Below are 19,845 nucleotides of genomic sequence, written 5' to 3'. Positions count from 1 at the left end.
GGCGATTTTTTTTATTCATAAAGTCAGCTTTCCGCACATAAATCTGTAATGACATATAGTTTGGGAGGGGGAAAAGAAGTGGCAACAGATCATTCATTACGTTTTTCATTAAAAGAATCTGTTTGGTTCCAAAAAGGACAGGAAGTCGAAGAACTTTTGTCAATTTCGTTAGATCCAGACGTTGAGATAGAAGAGCTTGATCATGAAGTTATCGTGAGAGGGCAATTAGATTTAACGGGAGAGTATGTTGCGCGGCAAGATGATTCGGCTTATTCATTAAGGGATCTATCACCAGCGAAGTCAATTGATTATGTAGAAACAAGGGAAGATGGGGTTAATGAACTTGTTCATTCCTTTCCGCTTGAAATATCAATTCCGAGAAACCGTGTGAAAGTAATTGAAGAACTATATGTATCTATCGAGGAATTTGATTATGAATTAAAGGAAAATGGTTGCTTACAATTATTAGCGGATATATCTATTACAGGTTTATGTGATGAAGAAAGAATTGAGGATGAAGAGGAAGAAACGGCGTATGCTGAGTTAGAGGATGATTCAGCGCAAGAGTATGAAACTAGACCGACGCCGCAAGTTGAAGAGCCAGCTTATAAGGAATCAGATGAGTGGGAAGATTACGCATTTGAACCGTTCCAACTAGAAGAAAGAAAAGAGCAGGAAGTAGAGGAAGAGGGAATAGAAGAACATGAACTTGTAGAGCGTGAAGAAGAGCAAGAAACAACGCCACAATTTGAATTGTTCGGACGAAAAGATTTCAAGAAAGAACAAGCGAAAAAACAAGAAGTACAAGAAGAGGAAACGTATTCACAGCGCGATGAAAATGCGCTTTATTTAACGAAATTATTTACGAAGGAACCGGAAGAGGAATTTACAAAGTTAAGAATGTATTTCGTGCAAGAAGGAGATACGATCGAATCTGTTGCAGATCGTTATGAAACGTCTGTACAAAACTTATACCGTGTTAATCAAACAGAAGATATATATTTAACTGCAGGACAAATTATTTATATTCCTGTTTCAAGAGCAAAAGCGAAATAAGTGGGTGAGTGTTTTCACCCACTTGTTTTTCTATAGGCTATGTTTTGAATAGAAAGGGTTATTCGTATGGATATGGAATTACGAAATCGCTATGAACCCATTGTAAGTCAATATAGATTGGATACGCAGCATATGGAAGAGCACGGAAGCGTAACGAAAATTTATACGAATCAAGGTCCATATGCGCTCAAGAGAATAGAAGGCAGGAAGTTAGAGCGGAATAACTTTTTGCACCATATTCAATATTTGAAGGAGAAAGGTTTTTCAAATTATGTACCGATATACCATGCGACGGATGGCAATTATATTTTAAGTGACGGTACGTATAATTATTATTTAATGCCGTGGTTAGAACGTGCAGAAGGGAACGGCGAGGATAATGATCAATACCATAAAATGTTTCAAACTCTCGGGACGTTGCATCAAAAAACGGTAAAAGAAGAAACGTATACAGAAGAAGATTTAAAAAAGCATTATACGAATATATCTGATCGCTGGGAGAATGATGGTGAAATGTTAGAAGAGTTCCTCGTAGAATCTGAAGCAAAGTGGTATATGTCTCCGTTTGAATTACAATATTGTACGTACTATCATCATGTAATGAGGGCGCGTGAGTTTGCAACGAAGCAATTAAATGAGTGGAACGATGCGATGAAAGAAAAAGAAAAAACACGCATTACTTTTGTGCATGGTAACGTATCGCTTAATCACTTTTTATTTGATTATGAACGGAACGGCTATTTTATTAGTTTAGAAAAATCGAAGTTTGCAACACCTGTGCAAGATATAGTAGGTTTTTATTCGCGGTCTTTAAACACATATCCAATTGCGCGAAGTGATCGGTTTGAATGGTATCAAATGTACCAAAAAAATTTCCCTTTTACGAAAGAAGAGCAACTACTTATGTTTGCATATATGACGTATCCATCGCAATTTATTCGGCAAATCCAGTCTTATAAGAAAAGAAGAGAGAGTCGTAATGAGGAAAATGAACTTCTCGGAGTAAAGAGCTTGCAACAAGCGCATTGGCTCGTTAGTAATATAGAGTATTTCCTATCGCAATTACAAGCTGCCCAGCAGGGGAACGGATAAAGTGCAACTTTAATTAGTATGGGTAGGACTGCCTGCAAATAGCGGGATAAAAAGATAAGTAGAGGATGCTACTTATCTTTTTTGTGTGCCCGAAAATTCATAGACTTAAATTTATCTTGACGAATAAGGTTTCGTTTTTTACACTATTGTATATAATAATTAACAATCATATAAATGCCTTGAAGGGGAAGAGTATAACAAGAAACGTCTTCAGAGAGGAGAATCATTAGCTGGGAGATTCTCTAGATAGTTATGTTAGAAGGTAGCCCTGGAGCATCTTTTCTGAACGGAATAGTTCTCATTAGGAAAAGACGGATTTGTCCGTTATCAAATTAAGAGTATAAGCAAATTCTGAATTTGTTTGTAAATAAAGGTGGTACCGCGATGTCCCTCGTCCTTTTTTGGATGAGGGGCATTTTTTATTTTAAGGAGGGAAAATAATGTCAAACACGGAAAAGAATTTACCAACTAAATATGATCATATGTCCGTTGAAGAAGGCCTTTATCAGTGGTGGCTAGAAGGCAAATATTTTGAAGCAACAGGAGACGAGAAGAAACAACCTTATACAATTGTAATTCCACCTCCGAACGTAACTGGTAAGTTACACTTAGGTCACGCTTGGGATACAACTCTTCAAGATATTTTAACTCGTACGAAGCGTATGCAAGGTTACGATGTATTATGGCTTCCAGGGATGGACCATGCAGGTATCGCAACACAAGCGAAAGTAGAAGGGAAACTTCGTGAAGAAGGTATTTCACGTTACGATCTTGGCCGTGAGAAATTCCTTGAAAAAGCTTGGGAGTGGAAAGAAGAATATGCTTCTCACATTCGTCAACAATGGGGGAAAGTTGGTTTAGGACTAGACTATTCTCGCGAACGTTTCACATTAGACGAAGGTTTATCTGATGCGGTTAATAAAGTATTCGTTCAATTATACGAAAAAGGCTTAATTTACCGTGGTGAATACATTATCAACTGGGACCCAGCAACACGCACAGCCCTTTCTGATATTGAAGTAATTCATAAAGAAGTTCAAGGTGCATTCTACCATATGAACTATCCATTAACAGATGGTTCTGGTCATATTCGTCTTGCAACAACTCGTCCAGAAACGATGCTTGGTGATACAGCAGTAGCGGTTCATCCAGAAGACGATCGTTACAAGCATTTAATCGGAAAGACAGTTACACTTCCAATCGTAGGCCGTGAGATTCCGATTATTGCTGATGAGTACGTAGAAAAAGATTTCGGAACAGGCGTTGTAAAAATTACACCAGCTCATGACCCGAATGACTTTGAAGTAGGTAACCGTCATGACTTACCACGTATATTAGTAATGAACGAAGATGGATCGATGAACGAAAAAGCTGGTAAGTATAACGGCATGGATCGTTTTGAATGCCGTAAAGCGTTAGTGAAAGATTTACAAGAAGCGGGTGTATTAGTAGAAATCGAGCCTCATATGCACTCAGTAGGTCATAGTGAGCGTAGTGGTGCAGTTGTTGAGCCTTACTTATCGACACAATGGTTCGTAAAAATGGCTCCACTTGCTGAGAAGGCAGTAGCGCTTCAACAAAAAGAAGAAGAGAAAGTAACGTTCGTACCAGAGCGTTTCGAAAACACATATTTACGTTGGATGGAAAACATTCACGACTGGTGTATTTCTCGTCAATTATGGTGGGGACACCGCATTCCAGCTTGGTATCATAAAGAAACTGGTGAAGTATACGTAGGTACAGAAGCGCCAGCAGATATTGAAAACTGGAATCAAGATAACGACGTACTTGATACATGGTTCAGTTCAGCGTTATGGCCATTCTCAACACTTGGTTGGCCAAATGAAGATGCAGCAGACTTCAAACGTTACTATTCAACTGATGCACTAGTAACGGGTTATGACATCATCTTCTTCTGGGTATCTCGTATGATTTTCCAAGGTTTAGAGTTTACAGGCGAGCGTCCATTTAAAGATGTATTAATTCACGGTTTAGTTCGTGATGAGCAAGGACGTAAAATGAGTAAATCTCTTGGTAACGGTATTGATCCAATGGAAGTTATCGAGAAGTACGGTGCAGATGCAATGCGTTTCTTCTTATCAACGGGAAGTGCACCAGGTCAAGACTTACGTTTCAGCATGGAAAAAGTAGAATCTACTTGGAACTTCATTAATAAAATTTGGAATGCATCACGTTTCGTATTAATGAACATGGATGATATGAAGTATGAAGAAATCGATTTAACTGGTGAAAAATCAGTTGCAGATAAGTGGATTTTAACTCGTTTAAATGAAACAATCGAAAGCGTAACACGTAACATGGATAAATATGAGTTCGGTGAAGCTGGTCGTTCATTATACAACTTCATTTGGGACGATTTCTGTGACTGGTACATTGAAATGGCGAAACTTCCACTATACGGTGAAGATGAAGCAGCTAAGAAAACAACTCGTTCTATTTTAGCTTACGTATTAGACCAAACAATGCGTCTATTACACCCATTCATGCCATTCGTAACAGAGAAAATTTGGCAACATTTACCTCATGAAGGCGAGTCTATTACAGTAGCAGCATGGCCAACAGTTCGCGAAGATTTACAAGATACAGAAGCAGCGGCAGAAATGCACCTTCTAGTTGATATCATTCGCTCTGTTCGTAACATCCGTGCAGAAGTTAATACGCCAATGAGCAAAAAAGTTCAAATGCAAATTAAAGCAAAAGACGAGGCTGTACTTGCTCAACTTACGAAAAACAGCTCTTACATTGAGCGTTTCTGTAACCCAAGCGAATTAACAATTCAAACGGATTTACAAGCGCCAGAAAAAGCGATGACTGCAATCGTAACAGGTGCAGAGTTATTCTTACCGTTAGCTGATCTTATCAATCTTGATGAAGAGAGAGCGCGTCTTGAGAAAGAACTTGAGAAGTTCGACAAAGAAGTAGAACGTGTACAGAAGAAACTTTCAAACCAAGGTTTCGTAGCGAAAGCTCCTGCAGCAGTTATTGAAGGAGAGCGTGCGAAAGAGCAAGATTATCTAGAAAAACGCGAAGCAGTTCGCCAACGTCTAGCAGATCTTGAGAAATAAAAAATGTTTTTTAGAGACTCACTATATTGGTGAGTCTCTTTTCTTTGCGTATAATAGAATGATGAAGGTTGTCTTTTGAAAGGGGAAAGCATACGTGATACATACATACGAAGAAGCAATAGGATGGATTCATAGCCGATTGAAGTTTGGTATTAAACCAGGGTTAGAAAGAATGAGATGGATGCTAGAAGAGCTAGGAAATCCAGAGCGTCACATAAAATGTGTTCATCTTGCTGGTACAAATGGAAAAGGTTCAACGTTAACATATATGCGTTATATGCTAGAAGACGCAAAGTATAAGGTAGGGACATTTACCTCTCCTTATATTGAAACATTTAACGAACGTATTAGTGTGAACGGCACACCAATTGCAGATGAAGAAATTACTGAACTTGTAAAGATGGTAAAGCCAATTGTTGAAAAACTAGATGAGACGGATTTAGGGGAAGCGACTGAGTTTGAAATTATTACTGTTATGGCAATTTGTTATTTCGGTAAAGTTAATTTCTGTGATGTTGTTTTATTTGAAACAGGGCTTGGAGGGCGCTTTGATTCTACGAATGTGATTCACCCTGTTCTCACGATTATTACAAATATTGGCCACGATCATATGCATATTTTAGGGAATACACTAGGAGAAATTGCATATGAAAAGGCGGGAATTATTAAGTCTGGTGTTCCGGTTATTACTGGTGTACAAGATGAGGAAGCGTTGCAAGTCATTCAAAAGGTTGCAAAGGAAAATCATGCAAACTTATACGAGATGGGCAACCATTTTACAGCGTTACATAAACAGTCTAGCGAAGATGGAGAACAGTTCGATTTTACTTGTCCTTTCGCCTCTTTTGAAGATGTGCGAATCTCAATGAAAGGCAGTCATCAAGTAGGAAACGCAGCACTTGCACTTATGGCAGTCATGTATGTAAAAACATACTTATCATTTTTAATTGAGGAAGAAGAAATAAGAGCGGGATTACAGGAAGCGTATTGGATTGGGCGCTTTGAAAAATTGCAAAGTAATCCAGATATTATTATAGATGGTGCTCATAACCCAGAAGGTATCGAAAGTCTTGTGAAAACAGTAGAATCACATTACAAAGATAAAAATGTAATAGTTTTATTTACTGCCCTTGGTGATAAACAGTTGCATAATATGGTAGGTCAATTAGAAACAATTGCCGATGAAATTATTTTTACAACATTCGCCTTTGATCGTGCTATTTCAGCAGGCGAGCTTGCATCGTATGCAAAGAAAGAATCAAAATTAGTTTTTGAAAATTGGAAAGAGGCAATTGATACGAAGGTTGAAATGATTGGGGAAAATGATGTTTTTATCATAACAGGTTCTCTTTATTTCATTTCGGAAGTTCGAAAATATATTCGCGAGAAAAACTAGATAGTCTTTGCTATCTAGTTTTTTTGTTCTACAAATGAAGTCAAATGCATACATATAAGATAAATATATAGGGTTATTTGGCGAATTCCTCTGACAAATATCTCGTTTTTTTGTGAAATGAATATGGTATGATGCGGACAACGATAAGAGGTGAGGTGTGAGTGTATGGACAAGCAATCACGAACGATCTCAGTGAAAGTGAATGGAACAGAAGCGAAGTATGAGGAGAAGAAGAAAGATGAATTTGAATGGATGGTAGTAGAAAGTGAAAGACCGAAAAACGTTGTTCCGTTTCAAAAAGCGAAATTAGTGTCTACAGAAAAAACACGGAAGAAGTGGAGCAATACGTTAATTGCAATTGTTGCAACGGCAATTATTATTGGTACGGCGTTTGGGATGGGCATGCTACAGTTACTGAAAGGACAAGGTGCGACAGGGGGAAGCGAAGTAACGGCTTCGAAGCAGACGCGAAATGAAGAATCAAAGGTGGGTGGAACAGCAGAACAAACACCAGCACAAAAAGAGGAAAAACCAAAAGCGCAGACAGGAACGTCATTAAATCCAATGAAATTATTTTTTGTTCAAGGAGGAATTTATTCTTCTGAAGAAAAGGGACAGGCTGCTCTTGAAGAGTGGAAAGGTAATGGAGGCGTTGCAGCTTTAAAACCGAGCGGTGATAAGTATGCATTAGTTGTTGGTATTGCTAGCGATGAACAAGGCGTAAACCAATTAATGACGCAGTATAAAAATGATAATGTTTCCGTATTAAAAAAGGACTGGGATATAACAGATAAAGCGTTACTTAAAGATGATAAAGAAGTTGGATCGTTATTAACAAAAGTACAGCCATTATATACTCATTTAGCAAAATATGCTTCTAGCGTACAAGGTAGTGGGAAAAGTAATGCGAAAGATATAGGTGCGATTGAAAAAGAGTGGAAAGCGATTGAAAAAGAAGGGAAAAGTATGAAGCAAGAAGAAGCGAAGAAATTGTATATGTATACGTCAGTAGCTGTGCAAACAGTGAAGGATGGAAAAGGTGATAAGGAATCTTTGGCGAAATTAAATCAAGTTATTATTGATGGTATGCTTTCGTATGAAAAAATTGTTTCACAAAAGGCGAAATAATAGGATAATGAAATGACGAGGGAAGAAGTGTAGGTACTTCTTTCTTTTCTTTTGAGTTTATCCCGCTTTAATGGGCAATAAGACCCCCACCTCAAAATGCAGCGAAAGCAAAGAAGTTAGGTGGGGGTCGGGTTGCCCATTAAAGTCCGATTGGTGAGGGCTGATAATCAGTGGGGGATGAAGAAAACCCCCACTGATTAAAGTTTTACTTTATAGCAAAGTGCTTTCTCTATGGCAGAAATATAATCGTATGTTAGTAAAGAAGTATTATTTTATATAGAGAAAATAATATTTCTTTCATTTGTGGACAAACTATTCCTTTGATACGATTGTTGTAAATGATTCTGCTTCATGTGAGAAAGGAAGGAGAAAATATGAGGGAAATTATTTTAGCTTCAGGATCACCACGTAGGAAGGAATTACTTGAGTTAGCTGGTGTACCGTTTGAAATCATTGTAAGTGAAGTAGAAGAAACGATTGGTGCGTATTCATCACCTTCTGATATTGTTATGTCACTTGCTTTGCAAAAAGCATCTGCGGTAGCAGAAACGAATAGTGATCACATTGTGTTAGGTGCAGATACAATTGTTACATATGATTCGCGTATTCTTGGAAAGCCTTCTAATGAGGCTGAGGCGAAAGAAATGTTGCAATTATTATCAGGGAAAACACATGAGGTGTATACAGGTGTTGCAATTATAGCGAAAGACAAAACAGTCACTTTTTACGAGCGTACAGAAGTTACGTTTTGGGAATTAACAGAAGAGGAAATTGACGCATACGTTGCATCAAAAGAGCCTCTTGATAAAGCAGGAAGTTATGGCATTCAAGGTAAAGGGTCTATTTTTGTTCAACATATTCAAGGGGACTACTATAGTGTAGTCGGGTTACCAATTGCACGTCTTGTTCGGGAATTAAGACAATTTGATACTGATATAACCCATGCGTAAAATTGCATGGGATTTTCTTTGAGTGAACAAATAAAAGGGGTGGAGAAATGAACGGTATTCGTGATGTTGTCAAAGAAGAACAGCCACGGGAGCGTTTATTGTTAGAAGGAGCTGGAAGTTTATCGAATCGGGAGCTTCTTGCAGTGTTACTCAGAACAGGTTCTAAAGAAGAAACAGTTTTAAAGTTATCAGATAAAATTTTACATCACTTTGACGGTTTACGTATGTTGAAAGATGCAACGTTAGAAGAGCTTATCAGTATACATGGTGTTGGGGTTGCGAAGGCAACCCAGCTTATAGCTGCTTTTGAACTCGGTAGAAGAATGGTGCGTTTAGAGTATCAAAATAGATATAGCATTCGAAGCCCAGAAGATTGCGCGAGATATATGATGGAAGAAATGCGTTTCCTGCAGCAGGAGCATTTTGTATGTTTATATTTAAACACAAAAAATCAAGTTATACATAGGCAAACCATTTTCATTGGAAGCTTAAACACATCAATTGTACACCCAAGGGAAGTTTTTAAAGAAGCGTTCCGCCGTGCAGCAGCCTCTATCATATGTCTTCATAACCATCCCTCAGGAGACCCCACGCCGAGCCGAGAAGACATTGAAGTAACAAAACGCTTAGTAGAATGCGGCCGAATTATTGGAATAGAAGTGCTTGACCATATTATAATAGGCGACCATAAATTCGTGAGTTTAAAGGAAAAAGGTCATATTTAAGACTATGCTTTTTACTTATTTTGTTTTATAATGTGATTTATGAGTTTTTTGTAGAAATTTATCTACAAAAAGGATAAAGATATAAAAAACGTACTGTTTTTATAATATAAAGTAAGAAAAAATGAGTCCGTGAAAACAAGAAAGGAAGATAAATAATATGTTTGGATTTGGTGGATTTACTCGCGATCTTGGAATAGATTTAGGAACTGCGAACACGCTTGTATATGTAAAAGGAAAAGGTGTAGTTTTACGTGAACCTTCAGTAGTAGCGTTACAAACTGATACGAAACAAATCGTTGCTGTAGGTAGCGATGCAAAACAAATGATTGGTCGTACACCAGGAAACGTTGTGGCACTTCGCCCAATGAAAGACGGTGTAATTGCTGATTACGAAACGACAGCAACAATGATGAAATATTACATTCAACAAGCACAAAAATCAAATGGATTTTTCTCACGTAAACCATACGTAATGGTATGTGTACCATCTGGTATTACAGCTGTAGAAAGACGTGCAGTAATTGACGCGACTCGTCAAGCTGGTGCTCGTGACGCTTATCCAATTGAAGAACCATTTGCAGCAGCAATTGGTGCAAACTTACCTGTTTGGGAACCAACTGGTAGCATGGTTGTTGATATCGGTGGCGGTACAACAGAAGTTGCAATTATTTCTTTAGGTGGTATTGTAACAAGTCAATCAGTTCGTGTTGCTGGTGATGATATGGACGATTCAATCATTCAGTACATTAAGAAAAGCTACAACTTAATGATTGGTGAAAGAACAGCTGAAGCATTGAAATTAGAAATCGGTTCTGCAGGCGAGCCAGAAGGTATTGAGCCTATGGAAATTCGTGGTCGTGATTTAGTAAGTGGTTTACCAAAAACAGTACTAATTCAGCCAGAAGAAATTGCAGATGCATTAAAAGATACAGTAGATGCAATTGTAGAATCTGTTAAAAATACGTTAGAGAAAACTCCACCTGAATTAGCGGCTGATATTATGGACCGTGGTATCGTATTAACAGGCGGCGGAGCATTACTACGTAACTTAGATAAAGTGATTAGTGAAGAAACAAATATGCCAGTTCTTGTTGCAGAAGATCCATTAGATTGCGTAGCAATTGGAACAGGTAAAGCATTAGACAATATCGATCTTTTCAAAACTGCTGCTCGATAATATTGCAAAATAAAAATCAATGAAATTAAGAGGGTGTGAACGTGCCACAGTTTTTCTTAAACAAAAGATTAATTGTTTTGTTAGTTAGTATCATTCTTCTCGTGGCATTGATTGGAATCTCATTGAAAGAACGGAACAGTTTAACATGGCCAGAGCAGTTTGTTAAAGACACTGTCGGTGTTGTAGAACGTGTATTCCAAAAGCCAGCGAAATACGTAGCTGGATTCTTCGAAAATGTAGAAGATGTAAAGCGCACGTATGAAGAGAATAAAGAATTAAAAGCAAAATTAGATAACTATGCAAAGTTATCAGGTGACGTAAAGCAATTAGAAGATGATAAAAAGAAGTTACAAGAGTTAACTGGTAAAAAAGAGTTAAATAGCGATTATACTGAAATTCCAGCAACTGTCGTTTCTCGTAATCCAGATAAATGGTACGATTTAATTGGAATTGATAAAGGGGCACAGCAAGGAATTAAAAAAGATATGGCTGTAGTAACTTCACAAGGTTTAGTTGGACGAGTGAAAAGTGTATCTCAGTTTACATCATCAGTAGAATTGCTAAGCTCTATGAGCCGAACAAATCGTGTTTCTGCTATCGTACAAGGGAATGAGAAAATCTTTGGATTGATTGAAGGTTACGATAAAGAAAAGCACTTACTTCTTTTCACAAAGATTGGCTCTGATGCAGATGTAAAACCCGATCAACTAGTAGTAACATCTGGACTCGGTGATATTTTCCCGAGAGGTCTTGTAATTGGAAAAATCGTTGATGTTCAGCCAGATCCATACGGCTTAACAAAAACAGCTTATGTAAAACCGGCCGCTGACTTGAATGACGTAGAGCATATTACGGTTGCGAAACGTGCAACGCCTTCAGCGCCATTAGAATAGGAGGGGGAGAAGAGATGATGAAGATTCTAAAAAGAGCAGCTCTTCCTCTTTTGCTCCTTTTTGTTTTTCTATTTGAAAATATGTTTGCTACTATTGTTCCAACAGAGGTTTTTTGGAAAAATAGTATAGCAGCACCTCATTTCTTTATCATTGTTTTATGTTTTGTTACTGTGTACTATAGTCCGGTCCAAGGGATTTATTACGGACTTTTATTTGGTTTCTTATTTGATACCGTATACACAGAACTTGTCGGTATATATATATTTGCGTATCCGATTTTAGCTTATTTAGTTTATAGTGTGATGAAGATATTACAATTGAATTTATTTATTGTTGCTTCTATCGTACTAGCTAGTATAGTAGCATTAGAGTATTATGTGTATGGATTTTTAACTTTGTTAGGACGTACTCATATGTCAGCGTATGTCTTTTTCACAGATCGTCTCCTGTCTACTTTATTGCTAAATGCAATTTTCTTATTGATAGTTTGTTTCCCACTGAGACGATATTTAGTGCGTCTTTCAAAAGCGATGGAAGAAAAAGAAAAAAGGATTTTCTAATTTTATGTCGAATTGAATCGGTGGGGTGAACTTTAGTGGAAGAAAAAAAGCAACAAAATGTAACAATAAAAGGGACAAAAGACGGAATAACGCTTCATTTAGATGATTGTTGTTCATTCTCTGAATTGCTAGAGGAATTGGATGAAAAGCTTTCTACACATTACTATGATGGTGATGGGCGCTCTTTAATTGAAGTGCATGTGAAAGTGGGAAATCGTTATTTAACAGAAGTCCAACAAGAAGAGATTCGTACGTTAATTCGTAATAAAAAGAATCTTGTTGTGGATTCAATTGAAAGTGATGTTATAACTAAAGCGGAAGCAATAGCTTGGAAAGAAGAAACAGAAATTGTCCCTATTTCCAAAATTGTTCGCTCTGGACAAGTTTTACATGTAAAAGGAAATTTATTGTTAATTGGAGATGTTAATCCAGGCGGAACGGTTATCGCTGGGGGGAATATTTTTGTCGTAGGATCATTAAGAGGAATTGCGCATGCTGGGTACGAAGGGGATTCGGATGCTGTAATCGCTGCATCTGTTATGAACCCGATGCAACTTCGAATTAGTGATGTGGCAATGCGGGCTCCGGAAGAGAAAGAAGACGGAGCGGAGGCGGCAGAATGTGCGTATATTAATGAGAACAATCACATTGTTGTCGATCGACTGCAACTTCTCACTCATCTTAGACCTAATTTAACAAAGTTAGAAAGGGGAATTGTATAGCTGTGGGAGAGGCAATAGTAATTACATCTGGAAAAGGCGGTGTAGGTAAAACTACAACGTCTGCGAACATTGGTACAGCTCTAGCGTTATCTGGAAAGAAAGTGTGCTTAATTGATACAGATATCGGTCTTCGAAACTTAGACGTAGTAATGGGGCTGGAAAATCGTATTGTATTTGATCTTGTTGATGTCGTTGAAGGGCGTTGCCGTTTACCTCAGGCTCTTATTAAAGATAAACGTTTTGATGATCTTTATTTATTACCTGCAGCACAAACGAGTGATAAATCAGCGGTAACACCTGAACAAATGGATGAATTAATACAAGTATTACGTCAAGATTATGATTACATATTAATTGATTGTCCTGCGGGGATTGAGCAGGGATTTAAAAATGCGGTAGCTGGTGCGGATAAAGCAATCGTTGTTACGACGCCAGAAGTATCCTCAATGCGCGATGCGGATCGTATTATCGGGCTTTTAGAAAAAGAGGATATTGAACCACCGAAACTTGTTATTAACCGTGTGCGTAGTCATATGCTTCATGAACAGGATATGTTAGATGTTGATGAAATCGTACGTACATTGTCAATCGAGCTTCTTGGTGTTGTCGAAGATGATGATGAAGTTATTCGTGCTACAAATACAGGTGAACCTGTAGCGTTGCAACCGAGCGGAAAAGCAGCGTTAGCTTATCGTAATATTGCAAGACGTTTGTTGGGTGAGAATGTCCCATTACAAGCATTTGAACAAGAAAAGGTATCGGTATTTACAAAGATGAAAAACTTCTTTGGGATCCGTTAAAAGCACTTCGCATATTTGCGGAGTGTTTTCTTTTTTCTTCACACGAATATCTTCCTTTCCTAGCTCATACATATGTACAAACTGTATACAACTGTTTCTATGTAAATTAGCTTAACGAAAGAAAGGAGACAGTATGAAGAATAGACGTGTAGAAGAAATTAAAAAACGGATTGCGAAAAGGAAGGCAGAGCAAGAAAGGATGGAGGAAGAGCAGCATTTTGCTGGGGGGAATTTTGATAGTGAAACAGTATTTATTGAAGATGGAGAAAAGGAAATTCATCCTTTATTTCGAAAAGAAGTGTTTCTCTTCAAAGTTTTATTATCAGCAATATTGGTTCTTTCTGTCGCTATTTTATATAAGAATGCACCCTCTTCTTTCGACGGTGCGAGAGCAGTTACAGAAAAAGTGATGAAAGAAGAATTTCAGTTTGCTACTGTAGCGAAATGGTACGAAAAGCAGTTTGGAAAGCCTCTCGTATTTTATTCGCCTAATGAGAAAAAAGAAGGAACGATTCAGCAAAAAGATTATGCAATTCCTGCTTCAGGAAAGGTAATGCAAGGGTTTCAAAAAAATGGCCAAGGTGTATTTGTCCAAACAGCTACAAATGCAACTGTTGAGTCAGTGAATGAAGGGCTTGTTGTTTTTGCAGGTAAGAAAGAGGAACTCGGTAATACAGTTCAAATTCAGCATGCAGATGGTACGGAGTCATGGTATGCGAATTTAAATGACATGTCAGTGAAATTATATGATTACGTTTCAAAGAAACAAAAAATTGGAACAGTGAATAATGACGCAAATAATAAAAATGGTAAGTTTTATTTTGCAATAAAAAAGAATGAAAAATTTATTGACCCGATTCAGGTGATTTCGTTTGATTAAATATAGAGATGTTTTAACGAAAATTTCAGTGCATCCGTTGTTTTGGGTTATTATAGTCATTGGTATTTTTACGGCACGTTTTAAAGAGTTGCTGCTTTTATTTTGTATCGTTCTTATCCATGAACTGGGGCATGCTTTCGCAGCGGCACATTATAATTGGCGTATTAAAAAGATTCAACTTTTACCGTTTGGTGGTGTAGCTGAGCTTGAGGAACATGGGAATAAGTCATTGAAAGAGGAGCTTGTTGTCGTAATTGCAGGACCTATTCAACATATTTGGATGATGGCGGTGGGTTATATATTGTTTGAAACTGGTTGGCTAGGTGCGGAATTATATTATTTTTTTATGTGGAATAATATAATTATTTTAGCATTTAATTTACTTCCTATTTGGCCGCTAGATGGCGGGAAAGTATTGTTTAACGTATTATCATATCGTTTTCCCTATTTACAAGCACATGAGAAGATGATGAAATTATCATGTGTTTTTTTTAGTGTAATACTAGTGTGGCAGTTGCTTTGGAATAGTAACAATATTATGATGTGGGTACTTCTCATATTTTTAGCGATATCGTTATATCGAGAATGGAAACAAAGACGGTACGCTTTTATGCGTTTTTTGTTAGAACGATACTATGGAAACAAAAGAGGAATTGAAAAGATTGCACCCATTGAAGTGCAATCAGAAGATCATTTATACAAGATCTTCACAAAATTTCGTAGAGGGTATAAGCATTCTATTATCGTCCATGGAAAATATAAAGAACATTACACATTGGATGAAAATGAATTGCTCTATGCATATTTTACTGAAAAGCGAACAACTTCATCTGTCGAAGAATTAATCGGTTAGTGTTGACGATAGCACTAACCTTTTATTATTGTAAAAGCAAAGAAGATTATAAAGTGAGGAAATAATTTTGAAAACGTTATATATAAACTACGCTGGATCGGAAAAACGCGTTGCAATTGAAGAGAAGAAAAAAATGGTTGAGTTTTTATGGAAGCGAAATGAAGAACAAGAGATTGTTGGACATATTTATGTTGGACGTATCGTAAGAACGATTGCCGGAATGAACGCAGCATTTGTAAATATCGGTTTAGAAAAGCATGCGTATCTTTCATACGATGATGTGCCGTCTTCTTATCGTATACATGAAGGGCAGGCCGTACTCGTACAAGTTGTGAAAGAGGCAATTGATACGAAAGGGCCGAAATTGACAGCGAACATAGAATTTACCGGGAAATATGTCGTTTATATGCCATATGATGAAATGCGTGCCGTTTCTCGGAAAATAAAAAACAATAAAAGAAGGCAGCAACTACTCCAAATTGAAGTAGAAGGGACAGGTGGATACATTTTCCGTTCTGCTTCTGAAAAAGGAGAAATTGAAGAAATACAGGCTGAAATGCAAAGATTACAGCAGCTATATGAAGAGTTAAAAAGAAAAGAGGACCAAGGAAAGGCGCCGTTATTACTTCATCGACCAGCCACCTTTTTAGATCGTGTATTTCAAGAGAATCCAATTGAAACGATTGAAAAAGTAGTTGTAGATACAAGAAGTATAGTAAAAGAATTAGAAGAAAAAGTCGGAAAAGAAAAAGTATCTTTCTATAATGAAAAATCTTCAATGTTTAGCCATTTTGGAATAGAGCGTGAGATCGAGAAAGCACTTCAAAAAATTGTGTGGCTCCCGAACGGTGCGTATTTAATTGTGGAACAAATGGAGACGATGACTGTAATTGACGTGAATACGGGCAAGTTTACTGGAAAACAGAATTTACAAGATACAGTTCTTCGTACAAATGAATTGGCTGCTGAAGAGATAGCACGTCAATTAAGATTGCGTGATATTGGCGGTATGATATTAATTGATTTCATTAATATGAAAAGAAGAGAAGATAAAGAAAAGGTAAGAGAATGTCTCATCACTGCTATGCAAAATGATCGCACATATACGAGAGTACTTGGGTTTACAGAGTTAGGGATTTTGGAGATGACACGTAAACGTAAAAAACATTCTTTACGCGACGTATTACTAGAAGAGTGTGTACCGTGCAAAGCGATGGGGTATGTGATGTCATATGAAACAATTGCGTATGAGTTAGAGAGAGAGCTAATCACATATGGAAATATAGAAGACGAAGCAGTATTAATTGCTGGACCTAAAGAATTACAAAAACAATTTTTGCAAAAAGAATTACAAAAAAATATTCCATTTGAAATTTATTTCAAAGATGATATGATCGAAAAGTACGCCATTATCCGTTTTGGAAGTAAAAAAGAAATTGTAGGACGGAAAAAATAGTTAGTAGAACTTTCATTGACAATAGTTAATGAATTATGGTAACATCTTTATGTTATAGTTTATAGCACCTAAACGGCTATATGCTACAACCGCACAAGACAGGTTCCCTAAAGGCATTTATGTCTACCTCGTTTTTGGCGAGTCTTAGTAATTAAGAGGAGGTGCAAGTATGTACGCAATTATCGAAACAGGTGGAAAACAAATTAAAGTTGAAGCTGGTCAAGCAATCTACATTGAAAAATTAGATGTTGAAGCTGGTGAAACTGTTACTTTTGACAAAGTTCTTTTCGTTGGTGGCGAAAACGTTAAAGTTGGTAGCCCAGTTGTAGAAGGTGCAACAGTTACTGCGAAAGTTGAAAAACAAGGTCGCGCTAAGAAAATCATCGTTTTCAAATACAAAGCGAAAAAGAACAATCGTAAGAAACAAGGTCATCGTCAACCTTACACTAAGCTAGTTGTTGAAGCTATCAACGCTTAATTCAGGTTAACATGATTAAAATTACGATAAGTCGCACGAAATTAGGAAGTATCCAATCATTTAAAATGACTGGACATGCCGATTATGCGCCACATGGACAAGATCTTGTCTGTGCTGGAACTACAGCGGTTGTGTTTGGTTCTATAAATGCAGTGGAAGAACTTTGTAATGTGCAGGCAACTATTGAACTCGGAAGCGATGGCGGATTCTTAACGTATGAATTGCCTAATGATTTAGACGTTCATGCAGCAGAAAAAGCACAAACGCTTTTAGAAGGATTGGTTGTTTCGCTTAAGACGATCGAACTTGATTACGGAAAGTATATCCGTTTAATAGAAAAAGTGCAGGAGGTGTAACGTATGTTAAGATTAGATCTTCAGTTTTTCGCATCTAAGAAAGGTGTAGGTAGTACAAAGAACGGTCGTGACTCTCAGTCAAAACGTCTTGGTGCTAAACGCGCAGATGGTCAAACGGTTTCAGGTGGTTCAATTCTTTACCGTCAACGCGGTACAAAAATTTATCCAGGTGTTAACGTTGGTCGTGGTGGCGATGACACTTTATACGCGAAAGTTGACGGCGTAGTACGCTTTGAGCGTCTTGGCCGTGACCGCAAACAAGTGAGCGTATATCCTGTTGCTCAAGAAGCATAAGAACTCACGGAAAACTCTAACCTGAGTGCAGGTTAGAGTTTTTCTATATTAAGGGGTATCTAAATGAATGAAAAATGGACAATTATAGATGCATTGCGCCATTCAAGGCATGATTGGCTCAATCGTATGCAGATGGTGAAAGGAAACCTTTCCCTTGGAAAAGTGGAAGAAATTCATAGTCTCATCGATCGTTTTGTCCAAGAAGCGAGACAAGAATCCAATCTGATGGGGCTATCAATGCCTTTATTTTCAGAGTGGATTTTAACATATAATTGGAAACAGCAGCCGTGCTTATTGGAGTACGAAGTATTAGGGAAATTACATAACTTATCTCACTTAGATGAGACTGTATGTACATGGACGAATCAATTTTTCTCAATGCTTCAGCATAGTTTAGACGTATATGTTGAAAATTATGTTTGTATCACAATTGAATGTGACGCGGAGAATGCTCGTTTCTTTTTTGATTTTCGTGGTAAGCTAACGAGTGTAGAAGAACTACAGAATTGGCTTGCGACCCAAAACAATAAATGGTATTCCATTTCTTATACAGTAAGAGACGAAGAGGTCTCAGTTATATTACAACCAATTGAAAAAAGTGTGGTGAAATAATGTTTGTAGATCAGGTCAAGATATATGTAAAAGGCGGCGACGGTGGTAACGGAATGGTTGCGTATCGTCGTGAGAAGTATGTTCCAAAAGGTGGCCCAGCAGGTGGCGACGGTGGTAAAGGTGCAGATGTTGTTTTCGTTGTTGAGGAAGGCTTACGTACATTAATGGACTTCCGCTACCAACGTCATTTCAAAGCTGATCGCGGTCAGCACGGAATGAGTAAAGGTCAGCACGGACGTAAATCTGAAGATTTACTTGTAAAGGTTCCACCAGGAACAGTAGTAAAAGATGAAAAAACTGGTCAAATTCTTGCCGATTTAGTAACGCATGGGCAAACTGCTGTAATTGCAAAAGGTGGCCGCGGTGGCCGTGGTAACTCACGTTTCGCAACAGCTACGAACCCAGCGCCAGAAATCGCTGAGAACGGGGAACCAGGTCAAGAGCGTGATGTCATCCTAGAACTTAAAGTACTAGCAGACGTTGGACTTGTCGGATTCCCAAGTGTAGGTAAATCTACATTATTATCTGTCGTATCATCAGCACGTCCGAAAATTGCAGAGTATCACTTCACAACAATCGTTCCAAATCTTGGTGTTGTTGAAACTGGTGATAACCGCAGCTTCGTTATGGCTGACCTTCCTGGACTAATTGAAGGCGCACATGCTGGCGTTGGACTTGGACATCAATTCTTACGTCATATCGAGCGTACACGTGTAATCGTGCATGTTATTGATATGTCTGGTTTAGAAGGCCGTGATCCATTTGAAGATTACGTAACGATTAATAATGAATTAAAAGAATACAATCTTCGCTTAACGGAGCGTCCACAAGTTGTTGTTGCAAACAAAATGGATATGCCAGATGCAGAAGAAAACTTACAAGCATTTAAAGAGAAAGTGGGAGACGAAGTAAAAATCTTCCCAATCTCAGCTGTAACGAAACAAGGTGTTCGTGACTTACTGTTTGAAGTAGCGAACTTAATAGAAACAACACCAGAATTCCCGATACATCAAGTTGCGGATGAGTCTGACACAAGTGTAATGTACAAATTTGATACTGAAGGTGTTAAATTTGAAATTACACGTGAAAGTGATGGCACGTTTGTTATCTCTGGTTACGATATCGAGAAAACATTCAAGATGACAGACTTCTCACGTGATGAATCTATACGTCGTTTCGCTCGTCAAATGCGCGGAATGGGTATTGATGAAGCTCTTCGTGCACGTGGTGCGAAAGATGGAGATATTGTAAAAATTCTTGAATATGAATTTGAATTTATCGACTAAGACTGCCGAAATATGGCAGTCTTTTTTTTATATCGTAAAAGTCTG

At 37.8% G+C, this 19,845-nt stretch carries 20 protein-coding genes and 2 other annotated features; all 20 genes read left to right on the top strand.

The features are described 5' to 3' along the window. The first annotated feature begins 78 nt into the window (after positions 1-78). The 20 genes from spoVID to obgE all read left to right on the top strand — a co-directional run bounded on the left by spoVID (position 79) and on the right by obgE (position 19,800). A complete protein-coding gene (gene spoVID / locus AC3WVA_RS03800) occupies positions 79-1,056 on the top strand; it encodes a stage VI sporulation protein D (RefSeq protein WP_048531450.1) in 978 nt (325 codons plus the stop codon). A 66-nt stretch (positions 1,057-1,122) separates the two neighbouring features. Then, positions 1,123-2,148: a spore coat protein YsxE gene (gene ysxE / locus AC3WVA_RS03795; RefSeq protein ID WP_098345231.1), complete on the top strand. Its 1,026-nt coding sequence runs from the start codon at positions 1,123-1,125 to the stop codon at positions 2,146-2,148. A gap of 170 nt (positions 2,149-2,318) precedes the next feature. Continuing rightward, positions 2,319-2,550 (top strand) — a binding site (T-box leader). 38 nt (positions 2,551-2,588) lie between these two features. Then, the gene (locus tag AC3WVA_RS03790; RefSeq protein ID WP_000072219.1) at positions 2,589-5,234 is read left to right on the top strand and encodes a valine--tRNA ligase; all 2,646 of its coding nucleotides are present in this window, start codon (positions 2,589-2,591) and stop codon (positions 5,232-5,234) included. A gap of 94 nt (positions 5,235-5,328) precedes the next feature. Beyond that, positions 5,329-6,630, top strand: coding sequence for a bifunctional folylpolyglutamate synthase/dihydrofolate synthase (locus AC3WVA_RS03785; RefSeq protein WP_098345232.1), 1,302 nt, complete (start codon positions 5,329-5,331; stop codon positions 6,628-6,630). Between the two features lie 165 nt (positions 6,631-6,795). Further along, positions 6,796-7,758 carry a stage II sporulation protein B gene (locus tag AC3WVA_RS03780; RefSeq protein ID WP_098345233.1) on the top strand — a complete coding sequence of 321 codons (963 nt, stop codon included), beginning with the start codon at positions 6,796-6,798 and terminating at the stop codon, positions 7,756-7,758. Between the two features lie 374 nt (positions 7,759-8,132). Further along, positions 8,133-8,708 carry a Maf family protein gene (locus AC3WVA_RS03775; RefSeq protein WP_098345234.1) on the top strand — a complete coding sequence of 192 codons (576 nt, stop codon included), beginning with the start codon at positions 8,133-8,135 and terminating at the stop codon, positions 8,706-8,708. A gap of 47 nt (positions 8,709-8,755) precedes the next feature. Further along, positions 8,756-9,433: a DNA repair protein RadC gene (radC, locus tag AC3WVA_RS03770; RefSeq protein WP_048531438.1), complete on the top strand. Its 678-nt coding sequence runs from the start codon at positions 8,756-8,758 to the stop codon at positions 9,431-9,433. 157 nt (positions 9,434-9,590) lie between these two features. After that, positions 9,591-10,610, top strand: a complete 1,020-nt coding sequence (gene mreB / locus AC3WVA_RS03765; RefSeq protein ID WP_000466737.1) for a cell shape-determining protein MreB — start codon at positions 9,591-9,593, stop codon at positions 10,608-10,610. Between the two features lie 41 nt (positions 10,611-10,651). Next, entirely contained in the window at positions 10,652-11,503 is an 852-nt protein-coding gene (gene mreC, locus AC3WVA_RS03760) for a rod shape-determining protein MreC (RefSeq protein ID WP_098345235.1), read from the top strand. 14 nt (positions 11,504-11,517) lie between these two features. Continuing rightward, positions 11,518-12,063 (top strand): rod shape-determining protein MreD, encoded by a 546-nt coding sequence (mreD, locus tag AC3WVA_RS03755; protein WP_048531434.1) that lies wholly within the window; start codon positions 11,518-11,520, stop codon positions 12,061-12,063. Between the two features lie 35 nt (positions 12,064-12,098). Then, complete coding sequence (gene minC / locus AC3WVA_RS03750) at positions 12,099-12,785, top strand: septum site-determining protein MinC (RefSeq protein WP_071757209.1); 687 nt, start codon at positions 12,099-12,101, stop codon at positions 12,783-12,785. 2 nt (positions 12,786-12,787) lie between these two features. Next, positions 12,788-13,585: a septum site-determining protein MinD gene (gene minD / locus AC3WVA_RS03745; RefSeq protein ID WP_000503310.1), complete on the top strand. Its 798-nt coding sequence runs from the start codon at positions 12,788-12,790 to the stop codon at positions 13,583-13,585. 133 nt (positions 13,586-13,718) lie between these two features. After that, complete coding sequence (gene spoIVFA / locus AC3WVA_RS03740) at positions 13,719-14,465, top strand: stage IV sporulation protein SpoIVFA (protein ID WP_098345236.1); 747 nt, start codon at positions 13,719-13,721, stop codon at positions 14,463-14,465. Next, positions 14,458-15,318, top strand: coding sequence for a stage IV sporulation intramembrane metalloprotease SpoIVFB (gene spoIVFB / locus AC3WVA_RS03735; protein WP_048531427.1), 861 nt, complete (start codon positions 14,458-14,460; stop codon positions 15,316-15,318). The genes spoIVFA and spoIVFB overlap by 8 nt, the downstream gene beginning before the upstream one ends. 67 nt (positions 15,319-15,385) lie before the next feature. After that, complete coding sequence (locus AC3WVA_RS03730) at positions 15,386-16,774, top strand: Rne/Rng family ribonuclease (RefSeq protein ID WP_098345237.1); 1,389 nt, start codon at positions 15,386-15,388, stop codon at positions 16,772-16,774. 77 nt (positions 16,775-16,851) lie between these two features. Continuing rightward, positions 16,852-16,929: a sequence feature (ribosomal protein L21 leader region), on the top strand. A gap of 14 nt (positions 16,930-16,943) precedes the next feature. Beyond that, positions 16,944-17,252: a 50S ribosomal protein L21 gene (gene rplU / locus AC3WVA_RS03725; protein WP_000270907.1), complete on the top strand. Its 309-nt coding sequence runs from the start codon at positions 16,944-16,946 to the stop codon at positions 17,250-17,252. 11 nt (positions 17,253-17,263) lie between these two features. Next, positions 17,264-17,608, top strand: coding sequence for a ribosomal-processing cysteine protease Prp (locus tag AC3WVA_RS03720; protein WP_001973720.1), 345 nt, complete (start codon positions 17,264-17,266; stop codon positions 17,606-17,608). 3 nt (positions 17,609-17,611) lie between these two features. Further along, positions 17,612-17,902, top strand: coding sequence for a 50S ribosomal protein L27 (gene rpmA / locus AC3WVA_RS03715; RefSeq protein WP_000944957.1), 291 nt, complete (start codon positions 17,612-17,614; stop codon positions 17,900-17,902). A gap of 63 nt (positions 17,903-17,965) precedes the next feature. After that, positions 17,966-18,514, top strand: coding sequence for a sporulation initiation phosphotransferase B (locus AC3WVA_RS03710; RefSeq protein WP_001003587.1), 549 nt, complete (start codon positions 17,966-17,968; stop codon positions 18,512-18,514). Continuing rightward, positions 18,514-19,800, top strand: coding sequence for a GTPase ObgE (gene obgE, locus AC3WVA_RS03705; protein ID WP_048531424.1), 1,287 nt, complete (start codon positions 18,514-18,516; stop codon positions 19,798-19,800). The genes AC3WVA_RS03710 and obgE overlap by 1 nt, the downstream gene beginning before the upstream one ends. Positions 19,801-19,845: the final 45 nt, after the last annotated feature.

This window comes from Bacillus sp. EB106-04-02-XG92 (assembly GCF_058791995.1).
This window is presented reverse-complemented; position numbering and strand designations above follow the sequence as displayed.

Excerpts from the sequence above, each read along its gene's own strand:
- ysxE (WP_098345231.1), top strand. The coding sequence starts at position 1,123 with ATGGATATGGAATTACGAAATCGCTATGAACCCATTGTAAGTCAATAT.
- AC3WVA_RS03790 (WP_000072219.1), top strand. The coding sequence starts at position 2,589 with ATGTCAAACACGGAAAAGAATTTACCAACTAAATATGATCATATGTCC.
- AC3WVA_RS03780 (WP_098345233.1), top strand. The coding sequence starts at position 6,796 with ATGGACAAGCAATCACGAACGATCTCAGTGAAAGTGAATGGAACAGAA.
- AC3WVA_RS03775 (WP_098345234.1), top strand. The coding sequence starts at position 8,133 with ATGAGGGAAATTATTTTAGCTTCAGGATCACCACGTAGGAAGGAATTA.
- radC (WP_048531438.1), top strand. The coding sequence starts at position 8,756 with ATGAACGGTATTCGTGATGTTGTCAAAGAAGAACAGCCACGGGAGCGT.
- mreB (WP_000466737.1), top strand. The coding sequence starts at position 9,591 with ATGTTTGGATTTGGTGGATTTACTCGCGATCTTGGAATAGATTTAGGA.
- mreD (WP_048531434.1), top strand. The coding sequence starts at position 11,518 with ATGATGAAGATTCTAAAAAGAGCAGCTCTTCCTCTTTTGCTCCTTTTT.
- spoIVFA (WP_098345236.1), top strand. The coding sequence starts at position 13,719 with ATGAAGAATAGACGTGTAGAAGAAATTAAAAAACGGATTGCGAAAAGG.
- rplU (WP_000270907.1), top strand. The coding sequence starts at position 16,944 with ATGTACGCAATTATCGAAACAGGTGGAAAACAAATTAAAGTTGAAGCT.
- AC3WVA_RS03720 (WP_001973720.1), top strand. The coding sequence starts at position 17,264 with ATGATTAAAATTACGATAAGTCGCACGAAATTAGGAAGTATCCAATCA.
- rpmA (WP_000944957.1), top strand. The coding sequence starts at position 17,612 with ATGTTAAGATTAGATCTTCAGTTTTTCGCATCTAAGAAAGGTGTAGGT.
- AC3WVA_RS03710 (WP_001003587.1), top strand. The coding sequence starts at position 17,966 with ATGAATGAAAAATGGACAATTATAGATGCATTGCGCCATTCAAGGCAT.
- obgE (WP_048531424.1), top strand. The coding sequence starts at position 18,514 with ATGTTTGTAGATCAGGTCAAGATATATGTAAAAGGCGGCGACGGTGGT.